This window comes from Mesorhizobium sp. CNPSo 4689 (assembly GCF_057784325.1).
The window spans coordinates 122,344-146,586 of sequence record NZ_JBWLUZ010000002.1 but is presented as its reverse complement, the minus strand read 5'-3'; the positions used below and the strand labels follow the sequence as shown (position 1 = coordinate 146,586).

General features: G+C 63.1%; 23 protein-coding genes. 6 read left to right on the top strand and 17 right to left on the bottom strand.

The annotated features are described in order from the left end of the window. Window position 1: 1 nt before the first annotated feature. The 4 genes from hydA to aptA form a co-directional block, all read right to left on the bottom strand. On the bottom strand, window positions 2–1,453 hold the full coding sequence (gene hydA / locus AC04SI_RS03510) for a dihydropyrimidinase (protein ID WP_404275410.1): 1,452 nt from the start codon (window positions 1,451–1,453) through the stop codon (window positions 2–4). A gap of 34 nt (window positions 1,454–1,487) precedes the next feature. Beyond that, window positions 1,488–1,937, bottom strand: a complete 450-nt coding sequence (locus AC04SI_RS03505; RefSeq protein ID WP_404275409.1) for a contact-dependent growth inhibition system immunity protein — start codon at window positions 1,935–1,937, stop codon at window positions 1,488–1,490. Then, window positions 1,934–3,184: a Zn-dependent hydrolase gene (locus AC04SI_RS03500; RefSeq protein ID WP_404275407.1), complete on the bottom strand. Its 1,251-nt coding sequence runs from the start codon at window positions 3,182–3,184 to the stop codon at window positions 1,934–1,936. Before AC04SI_RS03500 ends, AC04SI_RS03505 begins: the two co-directional genes overlap by 4 nt. Before the next feature lie 70 nt (window positions 3,185–3,254). After that, the gene (aptA, locus tag AC04SI_RS03495) at window positions 3,255–4,583 is read right to left on the bottom strand and encodes an omega-aminotransferase AptA (protein ID WP_404275406.1); all 1,329 of its coding nucleotides are present in this window, start codon (window positions 4,581–4,583) and stop codon (window positions 3,255–3,257) included. A 239-nt stretch (window positions 4,584–4,822) separates the two neighbouring features. On the opposite strand from aptA, the gene AC04SI_RS03490 reads away from it, so the two are divergent. Beyond that, entirely contained in the window at window positions 4,823–5,452 is a 630-nt protein-coding gene (locus AC04SI_RS03490; RefSeq protein WP_404275405.1) for a TetR family transcriptional regulator C-terminal domain-containing protein, read from the top strand. Window positions 5,453–5,465: 13 nt separating this feature from the next. Here the strand turns inward: AC04SI_RS03490 and AC04SI_RS03485 are convergent, their stop codons facing one another. Then, window positions 5,466–6,338, bottom strand: coding sequence for a helix-turn-helix transcriptional regulator (locus tag AC04SI_RS03485; RefSeq protein WP_404275403.1), 873 nt, complete (start codon window positions 6,336–6,338; stop codon window positions 5,466–5,468). 101 nt (window positions 6,339–6,439) lie between these two features. On the opposite strand from AC04SI_RS03485, the gene AC04SI_RS03480 reads away from it, so the two are divergent. Both AC04SI_RS03480 and AC04SI_RS03475 read left to right on the top strand, forming a co-directional pair. Then, entirely contained in the window at window positions 6,440–7,279 is an 840-nt protein-coding gene (locus AC04SI_RS03480) for an SDR family NAD(P)-dependent oxidoreductase (RefSeq protein WP_404275402.1), read from the top strand. After that, window positions 7,276–7,998 (top strand): SDR family oxidoreductase, encoded by a 723-nt coding sequence (locus AC04SI_RS03475; RefSeq protein ID WP_404275401.1) that lies wholly within the window; start codon window positions 7,276–7,278, stop codon window positions 7,996–7,998. The genes AC04SI_RS03480 and AC04SI_RS03475 overlap by 4 nt, the downstream gene beginning before the upstream one ends. A 35-nt stretch (window positions 7,999–8,033) precedes the next feature. On the opposite strand, the gene AC04SI_RS03470 is transcribed toward AC04SI_RS03475, so the two are convergent. From AC04SI_RS03470 to AC04SI_RS03440, 7 genes are all read right to left on the bottom strand, one after another. Next, window positions 8,034–8,528 (bottom strand): DUF3592 domain-containing protein, encoded by a 495-nt coding sequence (locus AC04SI_RS03470; protein WP_488473915.1) that lies wholly within the window; start codon window positions 8,526–8,528, stop codon window positions 8,034–8,036. 96 nt (window positions 8,529–8,624) lie between these two features. Beyond that, window positions 8,625–9,002 carry a DoxX family protein gene (locus AC04SI_RS03465; RefSeq protein ID WP_404275398.1) on the bottom strand — a complete coding sequence of 126 codons (378 nt, stop codon included), beginning with the start codon at window positions 9,000–9,002 and terminating at the stop codon, window positions 8,625–8,627. A gap of 59 nt (window positions 9,003–9,061) precedes the next feature. Continuing rightward, a complete protein-coding gene (locus tag AC04SI_RS03460; RefSeq protein WP_404275397.1) occupies window positions 9,062–9,520 on the bottom strand; it encodes a carboxymuconolactone decarboxylase family protein in 459 nt (152 codons plus the stop codon). A gap of 13 nt (window positions 9,521–9,533) precedes the next feature. Continuing rightward, window positions 9,534–10,052 (bottom strand): RrF2 family transcriptional regulator, encoded by a 519-nt coding sequence (locus AC04SI_RS03455; RefSeq protein ID WP_404275396.1) that lies wholly within the window; start codon window positions 10,050–10,052, stop codon window positions 9,534–9,536. Window positions 10,053–10,182: 130 nt separating this feature from the next. Continuing rightward, window positions 10,183–11,496, bottom strand: a complete 1,314-nt coding sequence (gene preA, locus AC04SI_RS03450; protein WP_488473973.1) for an NAD-dependent dihydropyrimidine dehydrogenase subunit PreA — start codon at window positions 11,494–11,496, stop codon at window positions 10,183–10,185. A gap of 2 nt (window positions 11,497–11,498) precedes the next feature. Further along, a complete protein-coding gene (locus tag AC04SI_RS03445) occupies window positions 11,499–12,863 on the bottom strand; it encodes an NAD(P)-dependent oxidoreductase (RefSeq protein WP_404275392.1) in 1,365 nt (454 codons plus the stop codon). A gap of 114 nt (window positions 12,864–12,977) precedes the next feature. Beyond that, window positions 12,978–13,706, bottom strand: coding sequence for a gamma-glutamylcyclotransferase (locus tag AC04SI_RS03440; protein WP_488473914.1), 729 nt, complete (start codon window positions 13,704–13,706; stop codon window positions 12,978–12,980). Between the two features lie 176 nt (window positions 13,707–13,882). Between AC04SI_RS03440 and AC04SI_RS03435 the strand changes: the two genes are divergently transcribed. Further along, complete coding sequence (locus AC04SI_RS03435) at window positions 13,883–14,659, top strand: VOC family protein (protein ID WP_404275389.1); 777 nt, start codon at window positions 13,883–13,885, stop codon at window positions 14,657–14,659. 58 nt (window positions 14,660–14,717) lie between these two features. On the opposite strand, the gene AC04SI_RS03430 is transcribed toward AC04SI_RS03435, so the two are convergent. Continuing rightward, window positions 14,718–15,206 (bottom strand): hypothetical protein, encoded by a 489-nt coding sequence (locus AC04SI_RS03430; RefSeq protein WP_404275841.1) that lies wholly within the window; start codon window positions 15,204–15,206, stop codon window positions 14,718–14,720. Between the two features lie 206 nt (window positions 15,207–15,412). On the opposite strand from AC04SI_RS03430, the gene AC04SI_RS03425 reads away from it, so the two are divergent. Then, the gene (locus AC04SI_RS03425; RefSeq protein WP_404275388.1) at window positions 15,413–15,805 is read left to right on the top strand and encodes a DoxX family protein; all 393 of its coding nucleotides are present in this window, start codon (window positions 15,413–15,415) and stop codon (window positions 15,803–15,805) included. 21 nt (window positions 15,806–15,826) lie between these two features. On the opposite strand, the gene AC04SI_RS03420 is transcribed toward AC04SI_RS03425, so the two are convergent. Beyond that, the gene (locus tag AC04SI_RS03420; RefSeq protein ID WP_488473913.1) at window positions 15,827–18,268 is read right to left on the bottom strand and encodes a GcvT family protein; all 2,442 of its coding nucleotides are present in this window, start codon (window positions 18,266–18,268) and stop codon (window positions 15,827–15,829) included. Window positions 18,269–18,330: 62 nt separating this feature from the next. Beyond that, window positions 18,331–19,869: a trimethylamine methyltransferase family protein gene (locus AC04SI_RS03415; protein WP_488473912.1), complete on the bottom strand. Its 1,539-nt coding sequence runs from the start codon at window positions 19,867–19,869 to the stop codon at window positions 18,331–18,333. A gap of 216 nt (window positions 19,870–20,085) precedes the next feature. Between AC04SI_RS03415 and AC04SI_RS03410 the strand changes: the two genes are divergently transcribed. Next, a complete protein-coding gene (locus tag AC04SI_RS03410; protein ID WP_404275384.1) occupies window positions 20,086–20,676 on the top strand; it encodes a transglycosylase SLT domain-containing protein in 591 nt (196 codons plus the stop codon). 19 nt (window positions 20,677–20,695) lie between these two features. On the opposite strand, the gene AC04SI_RS03405 is transcribed toward AC04SI_RS03410, so the two are convergent. Together AC04SI_RS03405 and AC04SI_RS03400 are read right to left on the bottom strand one after the other, a co-directional pair. Next, window positions 20,696–23,032: a dipeptide ABC transporter ATP-binding protein gene (locus AC04SI_RS03405; protein ID WP_404275383.1), complete on the bottom strand. Its 2,337-nt coding sequence runs from the start codon at window positions 23,030–23,032 to the stop codon at window positions 20,696–20,698. Window positions 23,033–23,084: 52 nt separating this feature from the next. Next, on the bottom strand, window positions 23,085–24,242 hold the full coding sequence (locus AC04SI_RS03400) for an ABC transporter permease (RefSeq protein ID WP_404275381.1): 1,158 nt from the start codon (window positions 24,240–24,242) through the stop codon (window positions 23,085–23,087). Window position 24,243: the final 1 nt, after the last annotated feature.

Below are 24,243 nucleotides of genomic sequence, written 5' to 3'. Positions count from 1 at the left end.
GTCAGACCCCGGTCGCCGGAATGCCAGTGCGTTCCACCTTGCGTGGCGCAGAAATTTCCTTCCACGTCGACAGCGCCCGGTTGACTGCCGCATTCGGCTCGCGCGCGACGAATTCGCCATGGCCGGGCTTCGCCTTGACCTCGGCTTCCTCGATCGACAATTCGCCGCGCGAGAAGACGAAGCGCGGCAGGCCGGTCACCTCGAAACCTTCGAAGACATTGTAGTCGATCACCGACTGCTGCTTCTTCGAGGTGATCTTCTTCTTGCGCTTCGGGTCCCAGACGACGATGTCGGCATCCGCGCCTTCGACGATGGCGCCCTTCTTCGGATACATGTTGAGAATCTTGGCGATGTTGGTCGAGGTCACCGCGACAAACTCGTTCATCGTCAGCCGCCCGGTGTTGACGCCGGTGGTCCACAGCATCGGCATGCGGTCCTCGAGCCCGCCTGTACCGTTCGGGATCTTGGTGAAATCGCCGACGCCGTTGCGTTTCTGCTTGGTGGTGAAGGCGCAATGGTCGGTCGCCACCACTTGCAGCGATCCGGCCTGCAGGCCGGCCCACAGCGAATCCTGGTGCAGCTTGTTGCGGAAGGGCGGGCTCATCACGCGGCGCGCGGCATGGTCCCAGTCCTTGTTGAAATATTCGCTCTCGTCGAGCGTCAGGTGCTGGATCAACGGCTCGCCGAACACCCGCATGCCCTTCTGCCGCGCCCGGCGGATGGCCTCATGCGCCTGCTCGCAGGAGACGTGCACGACATAGAGAGGCACGCCGGCCATGTCGGCGATCATGATGGCGCGGTTGGTCGCCTCGCCTTCCACCTCCGGCGGGCGCGAATAGGCATGCCCCTCGGGACCATTGTTGCCGGCCGCCAAGAGCTTCTGCGACAGTGCTGCCACCACGTCGCCGTTCTCGGCATGCACCAGCGGCAGCGCGCCAAGATCGGCGCAGCGCTGGAACGACGCATACATCTCGTCGTCGTCGACCATCAGCGCGCCCTTATAGGCCATGAAATGCTTGAACGAGGTGATACCCTTGTCGACGACGGTCGCCATCTCGTCGAACACCTGCTTGCCCCACCAGGTGATCGCCATGTGGAAGGAATAATCGCAGGACGCCTTCGACGTCTTGTTGTCCCACATCTGCAAGGCTTCGAGCAGCGACTGCTTCGGCGACGGCAGGCAGAAATCGACCACCATCGTCGTACCGCCGGACAAGGCCGCCCGGGTGCCGGATTCGAAATCGTCAGCCGAATAGGTGCCCATGAACGGCATTTCGAGATGCGTGTGCGGATCGACGCCGCCAGGCATCACGTAGCAGCCGGTGGCGTCGAACTCATGGTCGCCATGCAGGTCAGAGCCGATGGCGACGATCTTGCCGTGGCTGAACAACACATCGGCCTTCCAGGTGCGGTCGGCGGTGACGATGGTGCCGTTCTTGATGACTTTGGTCATTTTCTTGTTCCCCTATATGCCCGCGTTGGCAGGCCTAAGCTTTCTTCGACCTCGTGGTGCTCGTGTCCTGTCTGCTCCAAGCCTCCCAAGCGGACTCGAAATGCGCGCGATGCTTGCCGATGTCTGACATGGTCTGATCCAGCAACCGCAAAATCCCGTCAAGCTCGATCCACAGATCGTGATGTTCCATCCAGAACTCCGCAGAAACCTTCAGGCAACTTTCAAGCAGATCGCCGTCGTAGAACGTCACCCCTATCAAGGGATTTTCAGCGAGGATGGATATCGCTTTGGGAACCACATATTCCAGTCCGAACCCTTGGCTGACCAGGAGAAGTATCTGCTCATTGGTCAGATTGCGCAGCGGCGTTGCCAAGGCGATGCTGCCCCGTTCGACAAGGGAAGTCGGATAAGGCGGCTGATCCGTCTTCCAGCCCAGCAGCACGTTGAGCGCCCGGTCCTCGTCAAGGTTGCGCCGAGGCTTCAAGCCACGATCTCCGCTGTCTCCACAACCGCATGGAACAGCACGTCGGCGCCGGCCGCTGCCCATTCCTTGGAGATGTCCTCGGCTTCGTTGTGGCTGAGCCCGTCGACGCAGGGGCACATCACCATCGCCGTCGGCGCGACGCGGTTGATCCAGCAGGCATCATGCCCGGCGCCCGAGACGATGTTCCGATGCGTGTAGCCGAGCCGGTCGGCGGCATCGCGGATCGCCTTGACGCAACCCTTGTCGAAGGTGACCGGGTCGAAATGGCCGACCTGCTCGATTTGATATTTGATGTCGAGCGCATCGCAGATCGTGTCGATGCCCTCACGGATGCGCGCGTCCATCGTATCGAGCACCTCTTTTTCCGGCGAGCGGATGTCGATGGTGAAGACGGTACGCCCGGCAATGATGTTGCGCGAGTTCGGATAGACCTGCATGTGGCCGACCGCACCGACGGCATCGGGCTGGTAGTCCATGGCGACCTCGTGCACCAGCTCGATCACCCTGGCCATGCCGAGCCCGGCATTGCGGCGTTTCGGCATCGGCGTCGAGCCGGTATGCGCCTCCTTGCCGGTCAGCGTCACCTGCAGCCATTTCAGCCCTTGGCCATGGGTGACGACGCCGATGTCGATCCCCTCGTCCTCGAGGATCGGCCCCTGCTCGATATGCAGTTCGAAGAAGGCGTGGATCTTGCGGTCACCGACCTTCTCGGTGCCCTTCCAGCCGATGCGCTCGAGCTCCTCGCCGAACTTCTTGCCGTCCTTGTCGACATGCTCGTAGACGTCGGCCTGGTCGAGCACGCCGGCGAAAACGCCTGACGCCATCATGGCGGGCGCGAAGCGCGCGCCTTCTTCGTTGGTCCAATTGGTGACGACGATCGGATGCTTGGTCTTGATGCCAAGATCGTTGAGGGAGCGCACGACTTCCAGCCCACCGAGCACGCCAAGCACGCCGTCATACTTGCCGCCGGTGGGCTGGGTGTCGAGATGGCTGCCGACATAGACTGGCGGCAGGCTGGGATCGGTGCCTTCGCGGCGGGCAAACATGGTGCCCATCTCGTCGAGGCCCATTTCGAGCCCGGCCGCCTCGCACCAGCGCTTGAACAGATGCCGGCCCTCGCCGTCCTCGTCGGTCACGGTCTGGCGATTGTTGCCGCCGGCAATGCCGGGGCCAATCTTCGCCATCTCCATGATGGAATCCCACAAACGGTCTGAATTCACTCGCAGATTCTCGCCTGGGGCGGCCATTCAAAGTCCTCTCATTTCATTACCCGGTCGGACGGCGGTTCCCGACGCCGGCCGACCGGATCAAGCAAGTCTAGTCTATTGAGCGTAGAACATCCCGCACATGGTCGATCAACTCATTGATCTGGCCCTTGGTGATGATCAGCGGCGGCGACAGCGCGATGATGTCGCCGGTGGTGCGGATCAGCGCGCCGCGTTCGAACGCCTTGACGAAGGCCGAGAAGGCCCGCTTCGTCGGCTGCCCGGCGATCGGCGCCAATTCGATCGCGCCGATCAGGCCGATGTTTCTGATATCGATGACATTCGGCTCGCCCTTGAGCGAATGCAGCGCGTCTTCCCAATAGGGCGCCAGTTCCTCGCCGCGGGTCAAAAGCCCCTCTTCCTTGTAAGTGTCGAGCGTGCCGAGTGCCGCCGCACAGGCGATCGGGTTGCCCGAGTAGGTGTAGCCGTGGAAGAACTCGATCATGTGCTCGGGGCCGGTCATGAAGGCGTCGTGGATCTCCTTCTTGACGAACACCGCGCCCATCGGGATGACGCCGTTGGAGACACCCTTGGCCGTCGTCATGATGTCAGGCGTGACGCCGAAATAGTCGGCGGCGAACGGCGTACCGAGGCGGCCGAAACCGGTGATGACCTCGTCGAAGATCAGCAGGATGCCGTGTTTGGTGCAGATCTCGCGCAGCTTCTGGAGATAGCCCTTCGGCGGCAGGATGACGCCGGTCGAACCAGCCACCGGCTCGACGATGACGGCGGCGATGGTCGAGGCATCATGCAACGCGACGATGCGCTCCAGCTCGTTTGCCAGTTCCGCGCCGTGCTCCGGCACGCCCCTGGAGAAGGCATTCTTTTCCGGAAGATGCGTGTGCGGCATGTGGTCGACGCCGCCGAGCAGCGTGCCGAACATCTTGCGGTTGCTGACGATGCCGCCGACCGAGATGCCGCCGAAATTGACGCCGTGATAGCCGCGTTCGCGGCCGATCAGGCGGGTGCGCGCGCCCTCGCCTTTGGTGCGATGATAGGCGATCGCCATCTTCAACGCGGTGTCGACCGATTCCGAGCCGGAATTGGTGAAGAAGACATGGTCCATGCCCTTCGGCGCGATGTCGACCAGGCGGTTCGCCAGCTCGAAGACGATCGGATGGCCCATCTGGAAGGCCGGCGCATAGTCGAGTTCGGCCGCCTGGTGCTGGATCGCCTCGGTGATCTTCGGCCGGCAATGGCCGGCATTGACGCACCAGAGACCGGCGGTGCCGTCGAGCACCTTGCGGCCGTCGCTGGTTGTGTAATGCATGTCCTTGGCGGACACGAACATGCGTGGCGCCTGCTTGAACTGGCGGTTTGCCGTGAACGGCATCCAGAATGCGCTGAGATCGTTCGGCGTGACTTTCAGCCGGTTGGACATGACCAAGACTTCCCCTTGTAACCTGTTTCGCTGCGGCCAACGCTTGGTCTTTGCTGCATTTTCGTGCTACGCAAATTTTTGACCGATTGGACAAACGTTAGCACCGCCCTGTCGGCGGTCAAGGGATTACTAGCGGAAATGCGGTATCGGAAGCGCGCTCCACAGGCCGGGGAAAAACTGGTCCAGAGAATTGGTCCAGAGGGCCCGCGCGGCCGCGGCCGGCAAGGATGACGGAGACGATGGAAGGCTCAGCTCCCCGCCGCACCCGCATCCAGCAGGAAAAGCGCGAGCTGATCCTAGAAGCGGCGCTCGAAGTCTTCTCCACCAACGGTTTTCGCGGCTCGACCATCGACCAGATCGCCGAAGCCGCCGGCATGTCGAAACCCAACCTGCTCTATTATTTCCGCCGCAAGGAGGACATTCACGAAACGCTGATGGAGCGGCTGCTCGCGACCTGGCTGGCGCCGCTGCGCGAACTCGACGATATCGGCGATCCCCTGACCGAACTGCGCAGCTACATCCGGCGCAAGCTCGAAATGGCGCGCGATTTCCCGCGCGAGAGCCGTCTGTTCGCCAACGAGATCCTGCAAGGCGCGCCACGCATCATGCCGCTGCTGGAAGGCGAGCTGAAGACGCTGGTCGACGAAAAGGCGGCCATCATCAAGGGCTGGATGCGCGCCGGCAAGATTGTCCGCACCGATCCCTGGCACCTCATCTTCTCGATCTGGGCGACGACGCAGCACTATGCCGATTTCGATGTCCAGGTCCGCGCCGTGCTCGGCGCCGACCGCGGCGGCGACGGCCGTTTCGAGGACGCCGCCAGGTTCCTGGAGCAGCTGTTCATCGAAGGGCTGAAGCCGAAAGGCTAGCCTCGGGCGGAAATCAGGCGCTGCGCCGCTCGGCCGGCAGCGCCTCCAGCAGTTGCTGCAGCTTGGCGATCGAGTTCTGCTCGGCGAGTGGGGTGTAGACGATCAGCCTCATGTCCGAGCCGTCGTCGATCGAAAGGCTCATATGCTCGAAGGCCATCGCGCCGGCGATCGAGTGCCGGACATGCTTCACCCCCGATAATTTCCGCGCCACATCGCGCTGCGGCCACCACGCCCGGAATTCCGGACTTGAGCGTGTCATCAACTCGATCAGCCGTTCGAAATCCGGATCGCCGACATATTTCGCACTCTCGGCTCGGAACGAGGCAAGCACCGAGCGCGCCAGTTGCTCCCAGTCGACAAGCAGGCGGCGATGGTGCGGGTTGGTGAACACCATGTGGACGATGTTGCGGGCATCACCGTCCAGCAGGCCATAGTCACCGAAAACGGCGACGGCCGCCGGATTCCAGGCCAGCACGTCCCAGCGTCGCCCCACGACATAGGCTGGCTGCAGGACGAGGCTCTGCAGCATGTGCAGCAAGGGGCCGTCCACTTTTTCCGGCGTCACGGCACGACGCTCAGGCTGCTGGCGGCCGGCAAGCGTGAACAAATGCCGCGTCTCGGCGGCATCGAGCCGCAGCGCCTCGCACAGCGCGGTCAGCACCTCCACGGAAGGACGCACGTCCCTGCCCTGCTCCAGCCAGGTGTACCAGGTCGTACCGACGCCGGCGATCATCGCCACCTCCTCGCGGCGCAGGCCAGGCGTGCGCCGCCTCTGGCCAGCAGCGATGCCGGTGGCCGACGGCGACAGCCTTTCGCGGCGCGAACGCAGGAAGGCGCCAAGCTCGCGCCGGCGACTGTCTTCGGGAGACTGTGCGGGAGCATCCATAAGCCCATTATAGCAGTATCAATACCAGGATAAATTTTGAACTGTTTGCGCCGCGCCCGGTGCCCCATCTTGCGTTCAGAGCAAACGTGGAGGCTCCAGGCATGGAACTGAAAGACAAGACAGTCCTCATTACAGGTTCGACAGACGGCGTCGGCCGCGTCGTCGCGGAGAGGCTGGCCGCTGCACGCGCCCGCGTTCTGGTGCATGGCCGCGATGCGGCGCGCGGCAAGGCGTTGGTCGCCGAAATCGAAGCCGCCGGCGGCAAGGCCGAGTTTCTTGCCGCCGACCTCGCCTCGCTGGCTGAGGTCCGCCGCCTCGCTGAAGCGGTGCGCGCCAGGACCGACCGGCTCGACATCCTCATCAACAATGCCGGCATCGGCACCGCCGGCGCGAAACGACAGGTCAGCGCCGATGGCTGCGAATTGCGCTTTGCCGTCAACTACCTCGCCGGCTTCCTGCTGACCACAGAGCTTCTGCCGTTACTTAAAGCGAGCGCGCCTTCGCGCATCATCAACGTCGCCTCGGCCGGCCAGCAGGCAATCGACTTCGGCGATGTCATGCTGACCCGCGCCTATGACGGCGTGCGCGCCTACTGCCAGAGCAAGCTGGCGCAGATCCTGTTCACCGTCGATCTGGCCGAACAGCTGAAAGACACAGGCGTCACCGTCAACGCCCTGCATCCGGCGAGCTACATGAACACGACCATGGTCCGGCAGGCGGGCGTCACACCGTGGAGCTCGGTCGAAACCGGCGCTGAAGCCATCCTCAACCTCGCGACATCGCCTGATCTCAAAGGCAGAAGCGGCCTCTACTTCGATGGCATGCGGGAATCCCGCGCCGATGCGCAAGCCTATGACGTGAAGGCAAGACAGCAATTGCGGGAACTGAGCCTCGACCTCGTCGGCCTCGCTTCCACCACTTCGAAGGAAAAGCAGTCATGAGCGAGAAGAATGAACGTGTCGTGATCATCGGCGGCTCTTCCGGCATCGGCCTCGCCACGGCGCAGAAGCTGCTTGGCCCGAACATGAGGGTGACCATCACGGGGCGCAACCAGGAAAGGCTCAACAGCGCATGGCAGAGCCTTGGCGGCGCAGCCGAGAAGGCCGTGTTTGATGCGGCGAAGCCGGACGAGGCCCGCCAGTTCTTCGATCGTACCGGTCCGTTCGATCACCTTGTTCTAGCGGCGAGTGGCGGCAAGGGCCTCGGACCGTTCCAGACCCTTGACCTTGCAGACATCGGCGGCGGGGTCGACGAGAAGGTCCGGCCGCAGCTGTCATGCCTGCAGGCGGCCCTGCCGACCTTGAACAGGAACGGCTCGGTCACGTTCATCTCGGCGGTGTCCGCGCAATTATCGGCGCCTGGTGTCGCCGGCATCGCGGCCGTCAACGGCATGCTGTTGACGGTGGTGCCGATCCTGGCCGTGGAGCTGAAGCCGCTGCGCGTCAACGTCGTCGCGCCGGGCGTCATCGATACGCCCTGGTGGAATTTCCTGCCCGACGATCAGCGCCAGGCCGTGTTCACCGAGTATGCCGGGAAAACGCCGGTCGGTCGCATCGGCCGCGCCGAAGACGTTGCCGGCGCGATCGCCTTCCTCGTCTCCAACGGCTTCGTCACCGGCCAGGTGCTGACCTGCGACGGCGGGTTGCGATATGCCGCGTGAGCGGCAGGGCGAGGATGCTTTCCTGAGAGCGGGGCTCAGTTGGCTGTAAGGCCTGGCCAGAAGGCTAGCGCCATCAGGCCTGCCACGATCGTATACCAGAGCGCCGTGTGAGCCGCCTTCATGACCGGCCGCCCGACTTCGCGCGCACGGTTCGGACGCTGGGGATCATACATCACCTCGACCACCGCCCCGACCGAACCGGTCGCGTCATTAACCGGCAGGTTCGAGTCGAAGCGCCAGATGTGCCCATGGCGATCGGTGAATTCTATGGTCGGGGTGTTGGGCGCGTCGTCCGACATGTCGATCTTCACCACCTTGCCGGTCGCATAGGCACGGCGGCGGCGCAGCACCAGATCGCCATAGGTGTGGGGGACGACGAGCACGAGGACAAATACGCCGCACAGGAAGCACCAGATCTGGATGTCGCTCGGAGCATAGCCGAACACCTCGGCGAGCGCCCGAAACGGCGACAGCGCGTGGTGGAAAGCCTGCGAAACGCTCCCCCAGAAGCTGTTCCAGCTTTGCTCCATAAAGGCTCCAACAGCGAAACTGCGCCAATCCTAGCAGCCATTCGCGTCGAAGCGATTAATGCGGGCGGCGATTGATCCGGCTGCGCCGCCAACTCGTCAAAGCGGCTGCGCCATCAACGACAGGAAGCCGCCGGTCAGAGCGACATTGGCGACAAAGCCGTTGATGCGAGCCGCTCGCTCGGGTCCCTGATGATCCCAGAAATTGTCGAACATGATCGTGGCGACGACCAGGAACAGGATCAGACCTGCGACTGCAAATGTGGTCCAGAAGCCCGCCACGACCAGTCCGCCGGCAACGACCTGCAGGACGATGCCAACCCATAGCGCCGGCCCCGCCTGCGGTACGCCGCGGTCTGTCATCAGTTGGGTCAGGAAGGCCGCGTTCACGATGTTGCGCAGGCCGGCAAAAATGAAGGCGCCGCCAAGCAGCAGGCGGGCGGCAACCAGAATCTCATTCTGAAAACTTGCGAGCATGGTGCTGATCCTCAAACGAAAAAGGCACGCGGGCCTTGCGGCCCGCGCGCCGGCTTGGCTCAGGCGGCCTTCGCTGCTGGCATCGGATGAACGGCATGGAACGGCACGCAAAGCCGGTTCCAGGTATTGATCATGCCGATCGCGACAGACAGCTTGACCAGTTTCTCTTCAGAAAAATGCTCGAGCGTCCGTGCATAGAGCTCATCCGAGACACCGTTTTCGGCGATCTTGGTCACCGCTTCGGTCCAGGCGAAGGCGGCGCGTTCGCGCCCGGAAAACAGCGGCGATTCCTTCCAGGCCGAGACCAGATAGAGCCGCTGCTCTGTCTCGCCGTCGCGCCTGGCCTCGCGGCTGTGCATCTCGACGCAGTAGGAGCAGCCATTGATCTGCGACGCCCTGAGCTTGATCAGGTGCAGAAGGCCTACCTCGAGCCCGCATTCGTCGACCGCCTTGTTGAGCGCCGACACCGCCTTCATGATCTCCGGCGCCTTGGCGAAGAATTGCAGCCTCTGTTTCATCGTCTTTACCCTTTCACGCTTGCTTGGTTGAACTGGATTTTTGCGGTCGCTGATGCCGCGCCACGAAGGCGCAACCCGCCGCAACCGAACGCGGATCGGCATCGCTCTGATAGGCAGCGACAATATCGGACAGCCGGGCCTCGGCGAGCGCGGTGCGATAGGCACGCTCGGCCTTGAGCATCGCGGCATTGATGCCGCACGGTTTCACATAGGCGGAGGCATCGAGCCTGACCGGGCCGCGCTGGCGGATCTCGCCGCAGCGGAAGGCCGGCTCGCGACCCTCCACTGCCAGTACGATGTCGAGCAGCGTGATCCGTTCCGCCGGCCGCGCCAGCCGGTAGCCGCCGGCCGGTCCAGGCACCGATTCAAGAATGCCATCCGCCGTCAGCATGTTGAGGTGCTTCAAGAGATAGCTCGGCGACAGGCCGAAAGCCTCCGCCATCGCGGCGCCCGGCATGGTCGCCGCGCCATCCACGCCGGCGAGCATCGCGGCGCAGTGGATCGCCGCCTCAACGCCCTCACCCAGCTTCATCGTGCCGATTTCCTATTCATGGATATCTTTTATCATGGATAATTCTTATCCGCAATAGCAATCGAAAAAAGCAGCGGCGCCCGCAAGCGCCGCTGCCTTATTGCCCTCGCCCTATGACGTTGAGGCAACCCTACTCCGCCGCCACCTTGGCCATCGGATTGTTCGGATGCGTCGTCCAGTTGGCATAGACCGGCGACACCGGCTTGCCGGTGCGCTGGTCCATCGCACCAGCCGCCAGCGGCTCCATGGTGATGCAGTTTTCCACGGGGCAGACATTGACGCACAGATTGCAACCGACGCATTCGGCCTCGATCACCTCGAAGTGCCTCTTGCCGTCGACCATGCTGGTGATCGCCTGGTGCGAGGTGTCCTCGCAGGCGATGTGGCAGCGACCGCACTTGATGCAGGCGTCCTGGTCGATATGCGCCTTGGCGACATAGTTGAGGTTGAGATACTGCCAGTCGGTGACATTGGGCGTGGCGCGGCCGACGATGTCGTCGAGCGAGGCGTGGCCTTTCTCGTCCATCCAGTTCTCGAGGCCGGCGATCATTTCCTGCACGATCTTGAAGCCATAGGTCATCGCCGCCGTGCATACCTGCACATTGCCGGCGCCGAGCGCCATGAATTCGGCCGCGTCGCGCCAGGTGGTGATGCCGCCAATGCCGGAGATCGGCAAGCCGCGCGTTTCCGGATCGCGCGCGATCTCGGCCACCATGTTCATGGCGATCGGCTTCACCGCCGGACCGCAATAGCCGCCATGCGAACCCTTGCCGTCGATGGTCGGCTGCGGCGCGAAGCTATCGAGGTCGACGCCAGTGATCGAATTGATGGTGTTGATCAGCGACACCGCGTCGGTGCCGCCGGACAGCGCAGCGCGCGCCGGCTTGCGCACATCGGTGATGTTGGGCGTCAGCTTGGTGATGACCGGCATGCGGGTGTTTTGCTTGCACCAGCGCACCACCATCTCGATATATTCCGGCACCTGCCCGACAGCCGCACCCATGCCGCGTTCCGACATGCCGTGCGGACAACCGAAATTGAGCTCGATGCCGTCGGCCTCCGTCTCCTCGACCACCGGCAGGATCGCCTTCCAGGCGTCTTCGACGCACGGCACCATCAGCGAGACGACGATGGCGCGGTCGGGCCAGTCCTTCTTGACCTGCTTGATCTCGCGCAGATTGACCTGCAGGTCGCGGTCTGTGATCAGCTCGATGTTGTTGAGGCCGAGCAGGCGGCGGTCCGCACCCCAGATCGCGCCATAGCGCGGCCCGTTGACGTTGACGACAGGCGGCCCCTCTTCGCCGAGCGTCTTCCAGACTACGCCACCCCAACCCGCCTTGAAGGCGCGGATGACATTGTAGGCCTTGTCGGTCGGCGGCGCCGAGGCCAGCCAGAACGGATTTGGCGATTTGATGCCGACGAAATTGTTGCTTAAGTTTACCATGCTCATGCCCTCCCGTTCGAGGTCAGTGCCCGGTTGATGCTTTCCGCTGCGTCGCGGCCTTGCGCCACGGCCGAGACGGTGAGGTCGTCACCGCCGAAGATGCAGTCGCCGCCGGCCCAGACCTTCGCCAGCGAGGTGCGGCCTTCCGCATCGACCCTTATGCGGCCGGCTTCGAGTTCGATCGATGCCCCGCTGCCGTTGAGCGCGGCCGGGACAAAACTCTGGCCGATTGCCTTGAACACCTGGTCGGCAACGAGCGTCAGCATCTCGCCGGTGCCGGCGAGCTTGTCGCCGTTCATTGCCGTGTATTCGAGCTCGATGCCCGACACCTTGCCACCTTCGGCAATGACGCGCTTCGGCTGCAGCCAGTGGCGGATGGTGACGCCGTTGGCCGCTGCCAGATCCTGCTCGAAACCTGAAGCATTCATATGCTCCTGGCCGCGCCGGTAGCAGATCGTCACCTCCTCGGCGCCGAGCAGCTTCGACTGCACCGCGGCGTCGATCGCCGTCATGCCGCCGCCGATTACGACGACGCGCCGGCCGACCGGCAGGCCGGAAAGGTCGCTGGCCTGGCGAAGCTCGGCGATGAACTCGACCGCATTGGTCACGCCGTCGGCATCCTCGCCATCGGCACGCAGCGCGTTGACGCCGCCAAGCCCCATGCCGAGGAACACGGCGTCGTAATTGCGGATCAGGTCCGACAGCTGATAGTCGCGGCCGAGCGCCTTCCCGTTCTGGATGTCGATGCCGCCGATCGAGGTCACATAATCGACCTCGGCCTGGGCGAAATTGTCGACGCTCTTGTAGGCGGCGATGCCATATTCATTGAGGCCGCCGGCCTTCGGCCGCGCCTCCAGGATGGTCACGTCGTGGCCATGGCGAGCAAGCCGGTGTGCGGCTGCCAGTCCCGCCGGTCCGGCACCCACCACGGCGACGCTCCTTCCGGTTGGCTCCGGGCGCGGATAGAATTGCCTGTTCTCGCTCATCGCGACATCGGTGGCGTAGCGCTGCAGGCGGCCGATCTGGACCGGCTTGCCTTCCGCCACCTCTCGCACACAGACTTCCTCGCACAGCGTCTCGGTCGGGCAGACGCGGGCGCACATGCCGCCCAGAATGTTCTGGTCGAAGATCGTCTTGGCCGAACCGATCGGATTGCCGGTCGAGATCTGGCGGATGAACAGCGGGATGTCGATCGAGGTCGGACACGCATTCATGCACGGCGCGTCGTAGCAGAAGTAGCAGCGATCGGATTCGACCAGCGCCTCGTGGTGATCAAGCGGCGGATGCAGGTCGGAAAAATTGTCGGCATATTGCTCGGACGACAGCCGGCCGCCGGCAATGCCTTCCTTGAAATGACCAGTCGCCATTCCGGTTCCCCTTGTTTTCGTTTTGGGGAAGGCTAGCACGTTTTATTTTTTTATCAATTGGTCAATTTTCGGCGAAGCCGCTGAAATCCTTCGATAAAAACATGATAATTATAGTCATGTTATAGGAACTGCCGACACGGACTGAGCCCCGGTCTCAACGTGACCATGGATCGACCTGATCTCATCCGCGACCAGCAGCTGAAGCCGCCACAGATTGCGGTCGCGAATGCCGAATTCTTCGAGGTGGCTGACCGTGTTGTAGAGGTACTCCGCTCCGGAGCCGACATGCCCGCAGGCACGCGCCAACACCCTTGCCACTGTCTCCAGCGGCTGGTTGAGCGAGGTGCCCCTGCCGGTCACCCCGACCCAGAAACCCAGCGCCCGCAACGTCCCTTGCGCCGTGCGCACCGGAACCCATCGTACCGAGCCGATGCTCTCGTGATCGTCGATCTCGCGCCGCAGCAGCCTTTCGATCTGCGCAGGCTTCTCACCGTCGGGCAGACAGTAGATCATACCATCGCATCGCCCGCCCCGTTCGAGCGCCAACATCAGGCCCGGCTGCGCCACGCTGCCGCGCCAGCGGACCATGTCGAGGCAGAAGGACCGATGCCAGCCATAGGCGGTGGCACGTTGCCGCTCGACGGACTCGAAGGCTGGCTTCCAGATCAGCGAGCCATAGGCGAACACCCATAACGGCCCCTCGTCGGCTTCATCAGACAGACGCAAGGCCAGAATCCGGAAATCGTCATCGTTCAGCTGCATCCAACTGCCATCAGGGCCGGGATCGGCCTCCTCCCGGTGGCACAGCGCGACAAGCTCTGACGTAAGCGACATCTGGCGCATGGATCGACAACCCCTCGCTGGCAGCAAGGAAAGGCGAAAACCGCAGCGGAGGCAAGACTGGAACAACGGCGCCCTTGCCGTCCTCGATTTCTGGCCCAGATGTCGGATTTCTGTCGCGAGGATCGTCCTAGGATGGATCGACCGCGATCGATGCATGAAAGGTGAGGAGACCGACAATGCCCAAATCCCCCATGCCCTTCTTCTGGTACGAGTTGATGACCACCGACCTCGACGCCGCCGAGGCCTTCTACACCGCAGTCGTAGGCTGGACCGCGCAACCTTTCGACATGGCGCCCGGTATGCCGCCCTACATCGTCATGAATGTCGGCGAGCGCGGCGTCAGCGGGCTGATGACCTTGCCGGAGGACGCCGCCAAGATGGGCATGCCGCCGGCCTGGCTCGGTTACATCCACACCAAAGATGTCGACGCCGCGACGCAATCGCTGAAGGACGCCGGCGGTGCGGTCCACCGCGCGCCCGACGACATTCCGGGCGTCGGCCGCTTTGCCGTCGTTGGCGACCCGCAGGGTGCCACCTTCATGCTCCTGCAACCCAACGGTCCCGACCAGCCGCCGGTGCCAGCCAGCACGCCCGGCCACATAGGCTGGCACGAACTCTATACGTCGGACTGGAAGGCCGCCTTCGATTTCTATTCCGGTCAGTTCGGTTGGACCAAGGGCGATTCGATGGATATGGGGCCGATGGGCACCTACCAGACTTTTGGGGCCGGCCCCGAATCCGGCGGCGGCATGATGAACAAGCCGCAGCAGATCCCGGTGCCAGTCTGGCAGTTCTATTTCAACGTGCTTGCCATCGATGCGGCGGCCAAGCGCGTCACCGACAATGGCGGCAAGATCCTGATGGGTCCGATGGAGGTGCCCGGCGGCAGCTGGATCGTGCAGTGCCAGGATCCGCAAGGCGCACATTTCGCGCTGATGGCGCCGGTGCGCTGATCCGGCCCGATAGGCGTCTTATCGCGCCGCCCGGTGCGATGAGAGCGGCGTCAGGAAATCATTCCGGCGCCAGCACCGCGACCTTGATGCTCTGTTGCTTGGCGCCACTGATTTGGATCGTGGCCGCGCCAGCGGGCAACTTGAAACGCACGCTCTTGCGGATGCCGGGGCAGGTCTTCACGCCGCTGAAAGCCACGGACTTCATCGCCTGGCCGTCCTGAACGACATCGATCCAGGCCTCATCAGACAGACTGACCTGGAGCTCTCCCTCAGGCGGCACGGCCACGTTTGCCGTCGCGCCGAATGTGCCGGCTGCCGGCGCACGTTCCGGCGGCACGGCAAAACTGATCGTGTCGACCGCTGTGAGCATGAAATCCGCCGCTTGCCCGACTGTCAGGGCAGCGCCGGGCTGCGCGGCGGGCGCTGCCGGAAACAGCGCCTGCTCGCGTGTCACCGGCCATTTGAAGGCAGCACAGCCGGCGTCGTCGGCCATGGCGACGCTGGTCCCTGCAAGGATGGCGAATAGGCTGATGGCGACTTTTTTCATGGCAAAGGGAACCCCACATGTTTGGAATATCCACACACCAATACAACCATCGCGATAATGCAACCATAGAGAGAACAACACGAACGGGTCAGATTGGCGAACATTTCCAATCACCGATTGTTGATGGCAGGCCGTGGGAAGTGAATGGTCCGTTGCCGGGCGATAATCTATGGCCGGGCCGAAGGCTTGGAAAAATGGAGTTTTAGATGAAGCTTTTTGAAAGTCTTGCCAGATTTCAGCCGCAGGCTCTGGGGGTGCTGCGCATCATGACGGCGCTGCAGTTCATCGAGCACGGCTCGCAAAAACTGTTCAACTTTCCCGTCGGCGAGCAAGCCGGCACCTTGACCGGGCTGATGCTGGCCGCCGCCATTCTCGAATTCGTCGGCGGCATCCTGCTGGCGCTTGGGCTTTTAACCCGGCCGGTGGCGTTCCTGCTCTGCGGCGAGATGGCGATCGCCTATTTCATGGCGCATTATCCGCGCGACTTCTTCCCGGTCAACAACGGCGGCGATGCGGCCATCTCGTTCTGCTTCATCTTCCTCTATCTGGTGTTTGCCGGCGCCGGCGCCTTCGCGCTGGACAACCGCCGCAGCGCCTGACGCGCAGGAGGATGCGTGCCGTCAGGCGCGCATCCTTTCGAAATTCGCATCGAACAGCGGCACAGGTTGCATGCGTGCGGCATGGCGCTTGCCCAGCAATTCGATCTCGAAACCGTCGCTCTCGTCGGCAATCTCCTTCGGCACATAGCCGATGGCGACGGACTTTTTCGAATGATGCGCGTAGCCGCCCGAGGTGACCCAGCCGCGCACGGCGCCGTCGAACCAGATCGGCTCGTCGCCGATGACATCGGCATCGTCGGCTTTGACGATGAAGGTTCGTAAACGCAGCCTGCCGCCTTGCTTGCGCTCGGCAAGCGCCGGTTGCTTGCCGATGAAATCGGCCTCCTTGCCGTAGGCGACGAAGCGATCGAGCCCGGCCTCCAGCGGTCCGTAGATCGGCCGGTATTCGCGCGCCCACGAGCCGTAATTCTTCTCCAGCCTGAGCGAATTGAGCGCACGCGAGCCGAACAGGCCGAGGCCGAATTCCTCGCCGGCCGCCATCAGCGCCTGGAACGCGGCGCGCTGATATTCCGGCGCTACCCACATCTCGTAGCCGAGATCGCCGGTATAGCTGACACGGCCCACCAGGCACGGCGCCATGCCGATGTCCATCCTGGCAATCGCCATGAACGGAAAAGCGGTATTGGAGACATCCGCCCGCGTCACCTTTGCCAGCAAGTCCCGCGCCTTCGGCCCGGCGACGGCCAGGCCTGTCAGCTTCGGCCCCAGCGCCTCGATGCACACCGACCCATCTTCGGGCAGATGCGCCTCGAACCAGCGCATGTGGTACTGCTCGGCAATGCCGGAGCCGGCGACGAACCATTCACCCCTGTTGGAATTGGGGGCGCCAATGTTGGCGAGCGTGAAATCGCCAATCAGCCTGCCGTCCTCTTTCAGCATCGGCGCCAGCGTCATGCGGCCGGGCCTCGGCAGCTTGCAGGCAAGCAGGCGGTCGAGCCATGCTCCCGCACCCTCGCCCGTGACCTTGTATTTGGCAAAGTTCGAAATCTCCGCCAGGCCGACGCTGCCACGAACCGACGCGACCTCGCGAGCGACGTGGGAAAAGTCGCTCGAACGCCGCCACGAGAACTCATCCTTGACGCCTTCAGGCGCATACCAGAGCGGCACCTCCAGCCCATAGGAGACACCCCACTGCGCGCCTTTGGCTGACAAAAGGTCGTAGACCGGCGTCGTCTTCAGCGGCCGCCCGGCCGGCAATTCCTCATTGGGGAAGCGGATCGAGAAACGGCGTGAATAGTTCTCGCGCACCTTGGCATTGGTGTAGGCCATCGTCGCCCAGTCACCATAGCGCGAAACGTCCATCGCCCAGATGTCGGCGCCCGGATCGCCCTCGATCATCCAGTTGGATAGCGCCAAGCCAACGCCGCCGCCTTGTGAAAAGCCGGCCATGACGCCGCAGGCGACCCAAAAACCCGGCAGGCCGCGCACCGGACCGACCAGCGGATTGCCGTCAGGCGCAAAGGTGAAGGGCCCGTTGATGATCTGCTTGATGCCGGTGTTCTGGAAGGCCGGGAAATGCCGGAAGCCGACTTCCAGCGACGGCGCGATGCGGTCGATGTCTGGCTCCAGCAATTCATGGCCGAAATTCCACGGCGTCTGGAATTCGGACCATGGCTTGTTGGCCTTTTCGTAGGTGCCCATCAGCATGCCGCCGCGCTCCTGGCGCAGATACAGCTCGCCGTCGAAATCGACCGCGTGGATGATTTCGGTGCCGGTCTTGGCGTTCCAGGCGGCAACCTCCGGCATGTCCTCGGTGATCAGATACATGTGCTCCATCGCCAGCACCGGCAATTCGAGCCCAACCATGCGGCCGACCTCGCGCGCCCAGAGACCGCCGGCATTGACGACATGCTCGGCCACCACCTCACCCTTGTTGGTGAGAACGCGCCACATGCCGTCGGGGCGCCGCACAATGTCCTCGACCTTGGTGAAGCGCTCGACCTCGGCGCCAAGCTTGCGCGCGGCCCTGGCGTAGGCATGGGTAACGCCGGACGGGTCCAGGTGCCCGTCTTCCTTGTTGCGCACCGCGCCGACGAACTGTTTCGGATCGAGCAGCGGCATCAGCTCCGCCGCCTCCTTGGCTGAGATCTCCTCGAGGTCGATGCCGAGATAGCGGCCCTTGGCGACGACGCCGCGCAGCCAGTCGAGCCGCGCCTCAGTGGCCGCCAGCAGCACACCGCCGGTCAGATGCACGCCGGTCACCTGTCCCGACAGTTCCTCGATCTCCTTGTAGAGCGAGATCGTGTACTTCTGCAGCTTGGCGACGTTGGGATCGCCATTGATGGTGTGCATGCCGCCGGCCGCATGCCAGGTCGAGCCCGAGGTCAGCTCATCGCGCTCGAGAAGCACGACATCAGTCCAGCCATGGCGGGCGAGGTGGAACAGCACGGAACATCCGACGACGCCACCGCCAATGACCACGACCTTTGCATGCGATTTCATGGTTTTCTCGTCATTTCAGTGAGTTGGACGAATGAAGTGAATCAGGATGGGAAGATCGGACATCACGGCTCGCCCTGCCCGATCGCTTCCTTGCGCTTGGCCACATAGGCTTCCAGCGCCTCGCGCACGGCGACATCCATCACCGGCTCGACATACTCTTCCAGCGCCTTCTTCCATAGGCGCGTCGCACGCGCTGTGGCGTCGAGCCCGCCGGCCTCCTGCCAGGCTTCGTAATTCTGCCAGTTGGACAGCATCGGCTGGTAGAAGGCGGTGGCGTAGCGCTCCAGCGTGTGCGGCTCGCCGAAGAAATGGCCGCCGGTCGGCACCGCGCCTAACGCCTCGACTGCCAATTCGGCCTCATCGACCACGATCGGGCGCAAAAACTCCATCATGTGCTGGATCATCTCGACATCGATGATGAGCTTCTCGAACGATGCCGTCAGCCCGCCCTCCTGCCAGCCGGCGGCGTGGTAGACGAGGTTGCCGTGGCCGAGCACCGCGCCCCACAACGCCATCAGCGTCTCATAGGCGCCTTGCACGTCGGCGGCATTGGAGGCCGAGCCCGGCGTGGTGCGGTAGGGCAGGTTGTAGCGCCTGGCCAGTTGCCCTGAGACGATGTTGGCTTTGGTGTTCTCCGGAGTGCCGAAAGCCGGGGCGCCCGACTTCATGTCGACATTGGATGTGAAGGCGCCATACATCACCGGGGCGCCGGGTCGCACAAGCTGCGTCAGCGCCACGCCGAAAAGCGCCTCGGCATTCTGCTGCGCCAATGCGCCGGCCAGCGTCACCGGGCTCATCGCCCCCATTAGCGTGAACGGCGTCACCGCCACCGACTGGCCGAACTCGGCCATGGTCATCAGCCCCTCGGCCATCATCTCGTCGAAGCGGCGCGGCGAGTTGACCGAGATGATGGTGGTGATGCCGGGATCGTCGCGCATTTGGTTCAGAGTCAAGCCCCGCGCAATCGCCATCATTTCGATGCCGTCCAGCGCCCTGCCCCGGCCGATCGCCGAGACATGGAAGCTCTTGTCGGTCAGCGTCAGATTGGTGAAGTAGGTGTCGAGGTGGCGGGAATTGGCCGGCAGCTCCACCGGCGCGCAGACCTGGTTGCCGAGCATGTGGATGCAGTTGAAATGCTGCGCCAGCCGGGTGAGGTCGGAATAGTCGCGCAGGTTTCCGGCGCGGCGGCCGCGCTCCATGTCGTGCACATTGGGCGGTCCGGCGACCAGCGTGAAATTGATGGTGTTGCCGCCGAGATGGATGGCCTGGGCCGGATTGCGCGGCGTCAGCGTATAGGTAGAACGCGTCGTCTTCAGCGCTTCGTCGACCATACCGCGATCGATGCAGACATTCATCGAGGAATGATCGACCTTGGCCCCAGCCTTCTCGAACAGCGACAGCGCCCGCGGGCTCATCACCTCGATACCGAAATTTTCCAGGATGTGCATCGAGGCTTCATGGATCGCCTCGATCTGGTCGGCCGAGAGCATGGCCATCGGCGGATAGGGATTGGTCACCCGTCTCAGCGGCAGTTGCGGGATGGCGGCCGGGCCCCTGTTGCTGGTTCGCTCGGCGCCGCGTTTGCGTCTTGGTTCGGTCATGGCCCCATCAAAGCGCCGGCGCGGCGATAGCGATGTCAGAAATCCGCCGTTTGCAGGCGAGATTTTAGCCAAGGCGGCATTTCCGAAATTGCATGGAGATAAACGCGACAGAGCAGGTCGAAATATCGATACCGATCCAGATGGGCGCACGGAAGCCGCGGGCCGTTAAGAAACGCTGCAAGAATCCCTTTATGTTTTCCGCCTATTCGTCTGCCAATGCGTAGATCGAGTTTTAGTAAAATTGTAGCCGTCACCGTGCTGCTGGCGCTTTCCGCCTGCGCGACGCCGCCGAACCATATCAACGATGTCTGCGCCGTCTTCGACCAGAATGACGGCTGGTTTGACAACTGGCAGGCGGCGGCCGAACGTGCCGAGCAGAAATACGGCATACCGGTTCCCGTGCTGATGGCGACGGTGCGCAAGGAATCCGGCTTCAAGAGCAATGCCAGGCCACCGCGCACCAAGCTGCTTGGCTTCATCCCGTGGAAGCATGTCTCCTCGGCCACCGGATTCTCGCAGGCGCTAGACGGCACCTGGGCGCAATATCAGAGCGAGACCGGCAACTGGGCGGCGCGGCGGACAAAATTTGCCGACGCGGTCGATTTCGTCGGCTGGTATCATTCCAAGACATCGGACACGCTCGGCGTCGCGCGCAACGACATCTACAATCTCTATCTGGCCTACTATCTCGGCTGGACCGCCTATGGTCGCGGCAACCGTGGCGATGCCGGCGTTCAGGGCTATGCGCGGGCAACCGAAAAGATGGCCCGCGACTATGCCGTTCAGTTGCAACAATGCGGAAATTAACGCATCGCCTTCCGCGGGGTTAGCGCGGCTTCTTGGGACGGGCAGGCTTTGCAGCGCCTCCGGTTTCTGAAACCTCGTCGCGAATCTCGTGGCGACGGGCTCGCGCAACAGCCTCAGTCTTCTCGACAGCCTCCCCGATCTCGTCGGCTTTTGCACTGGCCCTCTTGCCGCGCGGACGCTTGGGCGCCGGTCCGGCAAATCCCGGGCCACTGCCGTGCGGCGCATCTTCCGGCACGCCCTCATGCGCGGCGTGCTCCTTGTCGAACTTGATCACCGGCTCCATCTTGGCCAGCACGTCGTCGGCAAGCCAGCACAGGCTCATATGGCCGTCGCCGAGATTCTTCACCGGCGGCACCTTGGTCTCGCAGAGATTGTCCGGCACCAGCTTCTTGTAGCCGCAGCGCGTCTGGAACGGGCACCCGCTCGGCGGGTTCATTGCCGACGGGATGTCGCCCTCGAGCACGATGTGCTTCTTGACCACGCTGGTGTCGGCAATCGGGATCGCCGACAGCAGCGCCTCGGTATAGGGGTGATAGGGCGGCGCGAAGATCTGGTCGGTCGTGCCCTGCTCGACGATATAGCCGAGATACATGACGACGACGCGGTCGGCGATGTAGCGCACGACAGACAGGTCGTGGCTGATGAACAGCATCGTCGTCTTGTTCTTGCGCTGGATGTCCATCAAGAGTTCGGTCACCGCCGCCTGCACCGAGACGTCGAGGGCCGAGACCGGCTCGTCGGCCACCACCACCTTGGCGTCGCCGGCAAAGGCGCGCGCCACGCCGATACGCTGCTTCTGCCCGCCTGACAGTTGGCGCGGCTTGCGGGTCTCGAACGCTCGCGGCAGCTTCACCAGGTCGAGCAGTTCCAGCATCCGCTTGCGACGCTCGGCGACATTGTTGCCGACATTGAATTTTTCCAACGTACGGATGATCTGCGAGCCGACCGTGTGGCTGGGATTGAGCGTATCGAACGGATTCTGGAACACCATCTGGATCGACGACACGGTCTCGACACTGCGCTTCTCGATGCCCGTCGACTGGATTTCCTTGTTGCCGAGCGTCACACTGCCGGAACTCGCCGTTTCCAGGCCGAGCAGCACCTTGGCCAGCGTCGACTTTCCGCAGCCAGATTCACCGACGATGGCCACCGTCTCGGATTCGCGCGCCATGAAGGAGATCGTTTCGTTGGCCTTGACGACGCGGCCCTCGCTCGAACCGAACACCTCGCTGCCGCCGACCTTGTAGTATTTCCTCAGATCCTCGATCTTGAGCACCGGCGCGCCGGGCACGACGCGCTCGTTGACCTTCTTGGCGCCCGGAGGCAGCGCTTCCCAGTCGATCTCGTTGAAGCGCACGCAGCGCGAAAAATGCCCTTCGTGACCCTCGACCTCGATCATCGGGATCTCGGCGGCGTTGCAGACGCCTTCGACGAAATGGTGGCAGCGCGGGCCGAAATTGCAGCCCTTGGGCCGCTCGTGCGGCAGCGGCAATTGCCCGGGGATCGAGATCAGCGGCCGCGAATTCTTGTCGGCGCCGGGCAGCGGGATCGAGCGGAACAACCCCTGCGTATAGGGATGGCGCATCCGATCGAACACGTCCTTGATCTTGCCGGTCTCCACTGCTTCGCCCGAATACATCACCGTGATGCGGTCGCAAGTCTCGAGGATCAGGCCGAGATTGTGCGACACGAAGATCATCGACGTGCCGAACTTCTCGCCGAGCCCCTTGACCAGGTCGACGATGCCGGCCTCCACCGTCACGTCAAGCGCCGTCGTCGGCTCGTCGAGCAGAAGCAGCGCCGGCTTCGAGAGCAGCGCCATGGCGATGACGATGCGTTGCTGCTGGCCGCCGGAAAGCTGGTGCGGATAGGACCGCATCATGCGCTCGGGATCGGGCAGCCTGACCGAGCGCACCATGTCGAGCGCTCGGCTGTAAGCCTCTTCCTTCGACACCTTGTCGTGGATCAGCGGCACTTCCATCAATTGCTGGCCGACCTTCATCGCCGGATTGAGGCTGGCCATCGGCTCCTGGTAGATCATCGCGATCTTGTTGCCGCGGATGGCGCGCAGTTCCTCGTCGGACAGTTCGCCCATGTCCTTGCCCTGGAACTTGATCTTGCCGCCGACGATCTTTCCGATGTTGGAGAGGTCGCGCATGATGCCGAGCGACACGGTCGACTTGCCGCAACCGGATTCGCCGACGATGCCCATGGCTTCGCCGGGCATGACCGTGCAGGAGAAATCCATGACGGCCGGTATCTCGCCCTTGCGGGTGAAGAAGGAGATCGACAGGTTTTCGATCTCGATGATCGGCCCATCGGTCGGCTTGCCGGGATTTCGAACTGCCTCATTCATGGGTCGCTCCAATCCAATTTTTGTCAGGCACGTCGGGTCGAGGACCCGTCGATCAGTCTTTCATCGATTGTTCGCGCAGCGAGTCGGCCAACAGGTTGAGCCCCAGCACGAACGACATCAGCGCGATCGTCGGCGGCAAAGCCGGGTGGATGAAGGACCGCAGCAGGCGGCTGGCGTCCTTGATCGCGGTGCCCCAGTCCGGGCTTTCCGGCGCCAGTCCGAGGCCGAAGTAGCCCAGCGTGCCGAGCAGGATCGTGGTGTAGCCGATACGCAGGCAGGCATCGACGATCAGCGGTCCGCGCGCATTGGGCAGGATCTCCCACAGCATGATGTACCAGGGCGATTCACCGCGCGTCTGCGCCGCCGCCACATAGTCGCGCGTCTTGATGTCCATGGTCAGGCCGCGCACGATGCGGAACACGCCGGGGCTGGAGGCAAACACCACCGCCACGAAGATGTTGAGCTGGTTGGGATCGATGTGGACGATCCTGAGCGGATCGGCGTCGAAGACGAGGCCGGCATAGATCCAGCCGCCGATGACAAGCGTCAGCCCAAGCAGGATGTAGAGGCGATCGGGCCGGTTCTTGTAGCGCGTCCAGAACAGCACGCTGAAGAAGATGATCGGGAACAGGAAGAACAGTCCGGCCATGGCATAGGGGATCGGCGTGTCCATGATGCCCGGCGTCACCAGCAGGTAGAACAAAAGGATCACCGGGAAGGCCAGCACCAGGTTGGCCAGGAAGGACAGTACCGTGTCGATCCTGCCGCCATAATAGCCGGCCGGCAGCCCGAGCGTGATGCCGACCATCAGCGCAAAGCCGGTCGCCGCCGGCGCGATGATCAGCACGATCTGGCTGCCAAAGACCATGCGGGAAAACACGTCGCGCGCCAGCTTGTCGCCGCCGAAATAGTAGACGAGCTTCGATACCGGCTCGATCCCGCCCGGCAGCGCGTCCTTCATGATCGGCACCTGGGCGAGCGGGTCGAAGGGCGCAACGGTCGACGCAAAGATCGCCGTGAACAGCCAGAACAGGCAGATGCCGACGCCGACAATGCCGACGCTGCTATCGAACAGCTGACCATAGAGGCCGAGCTTCTTCTTGTAGGCGAAGCTCGCGCCCATGACGATGGCAAGACCGATCCAGACCGGCCAGAACCGCCCGATCACACCGAGGATGACATTGAAGGCGCTTATATATTCGACCTGCATC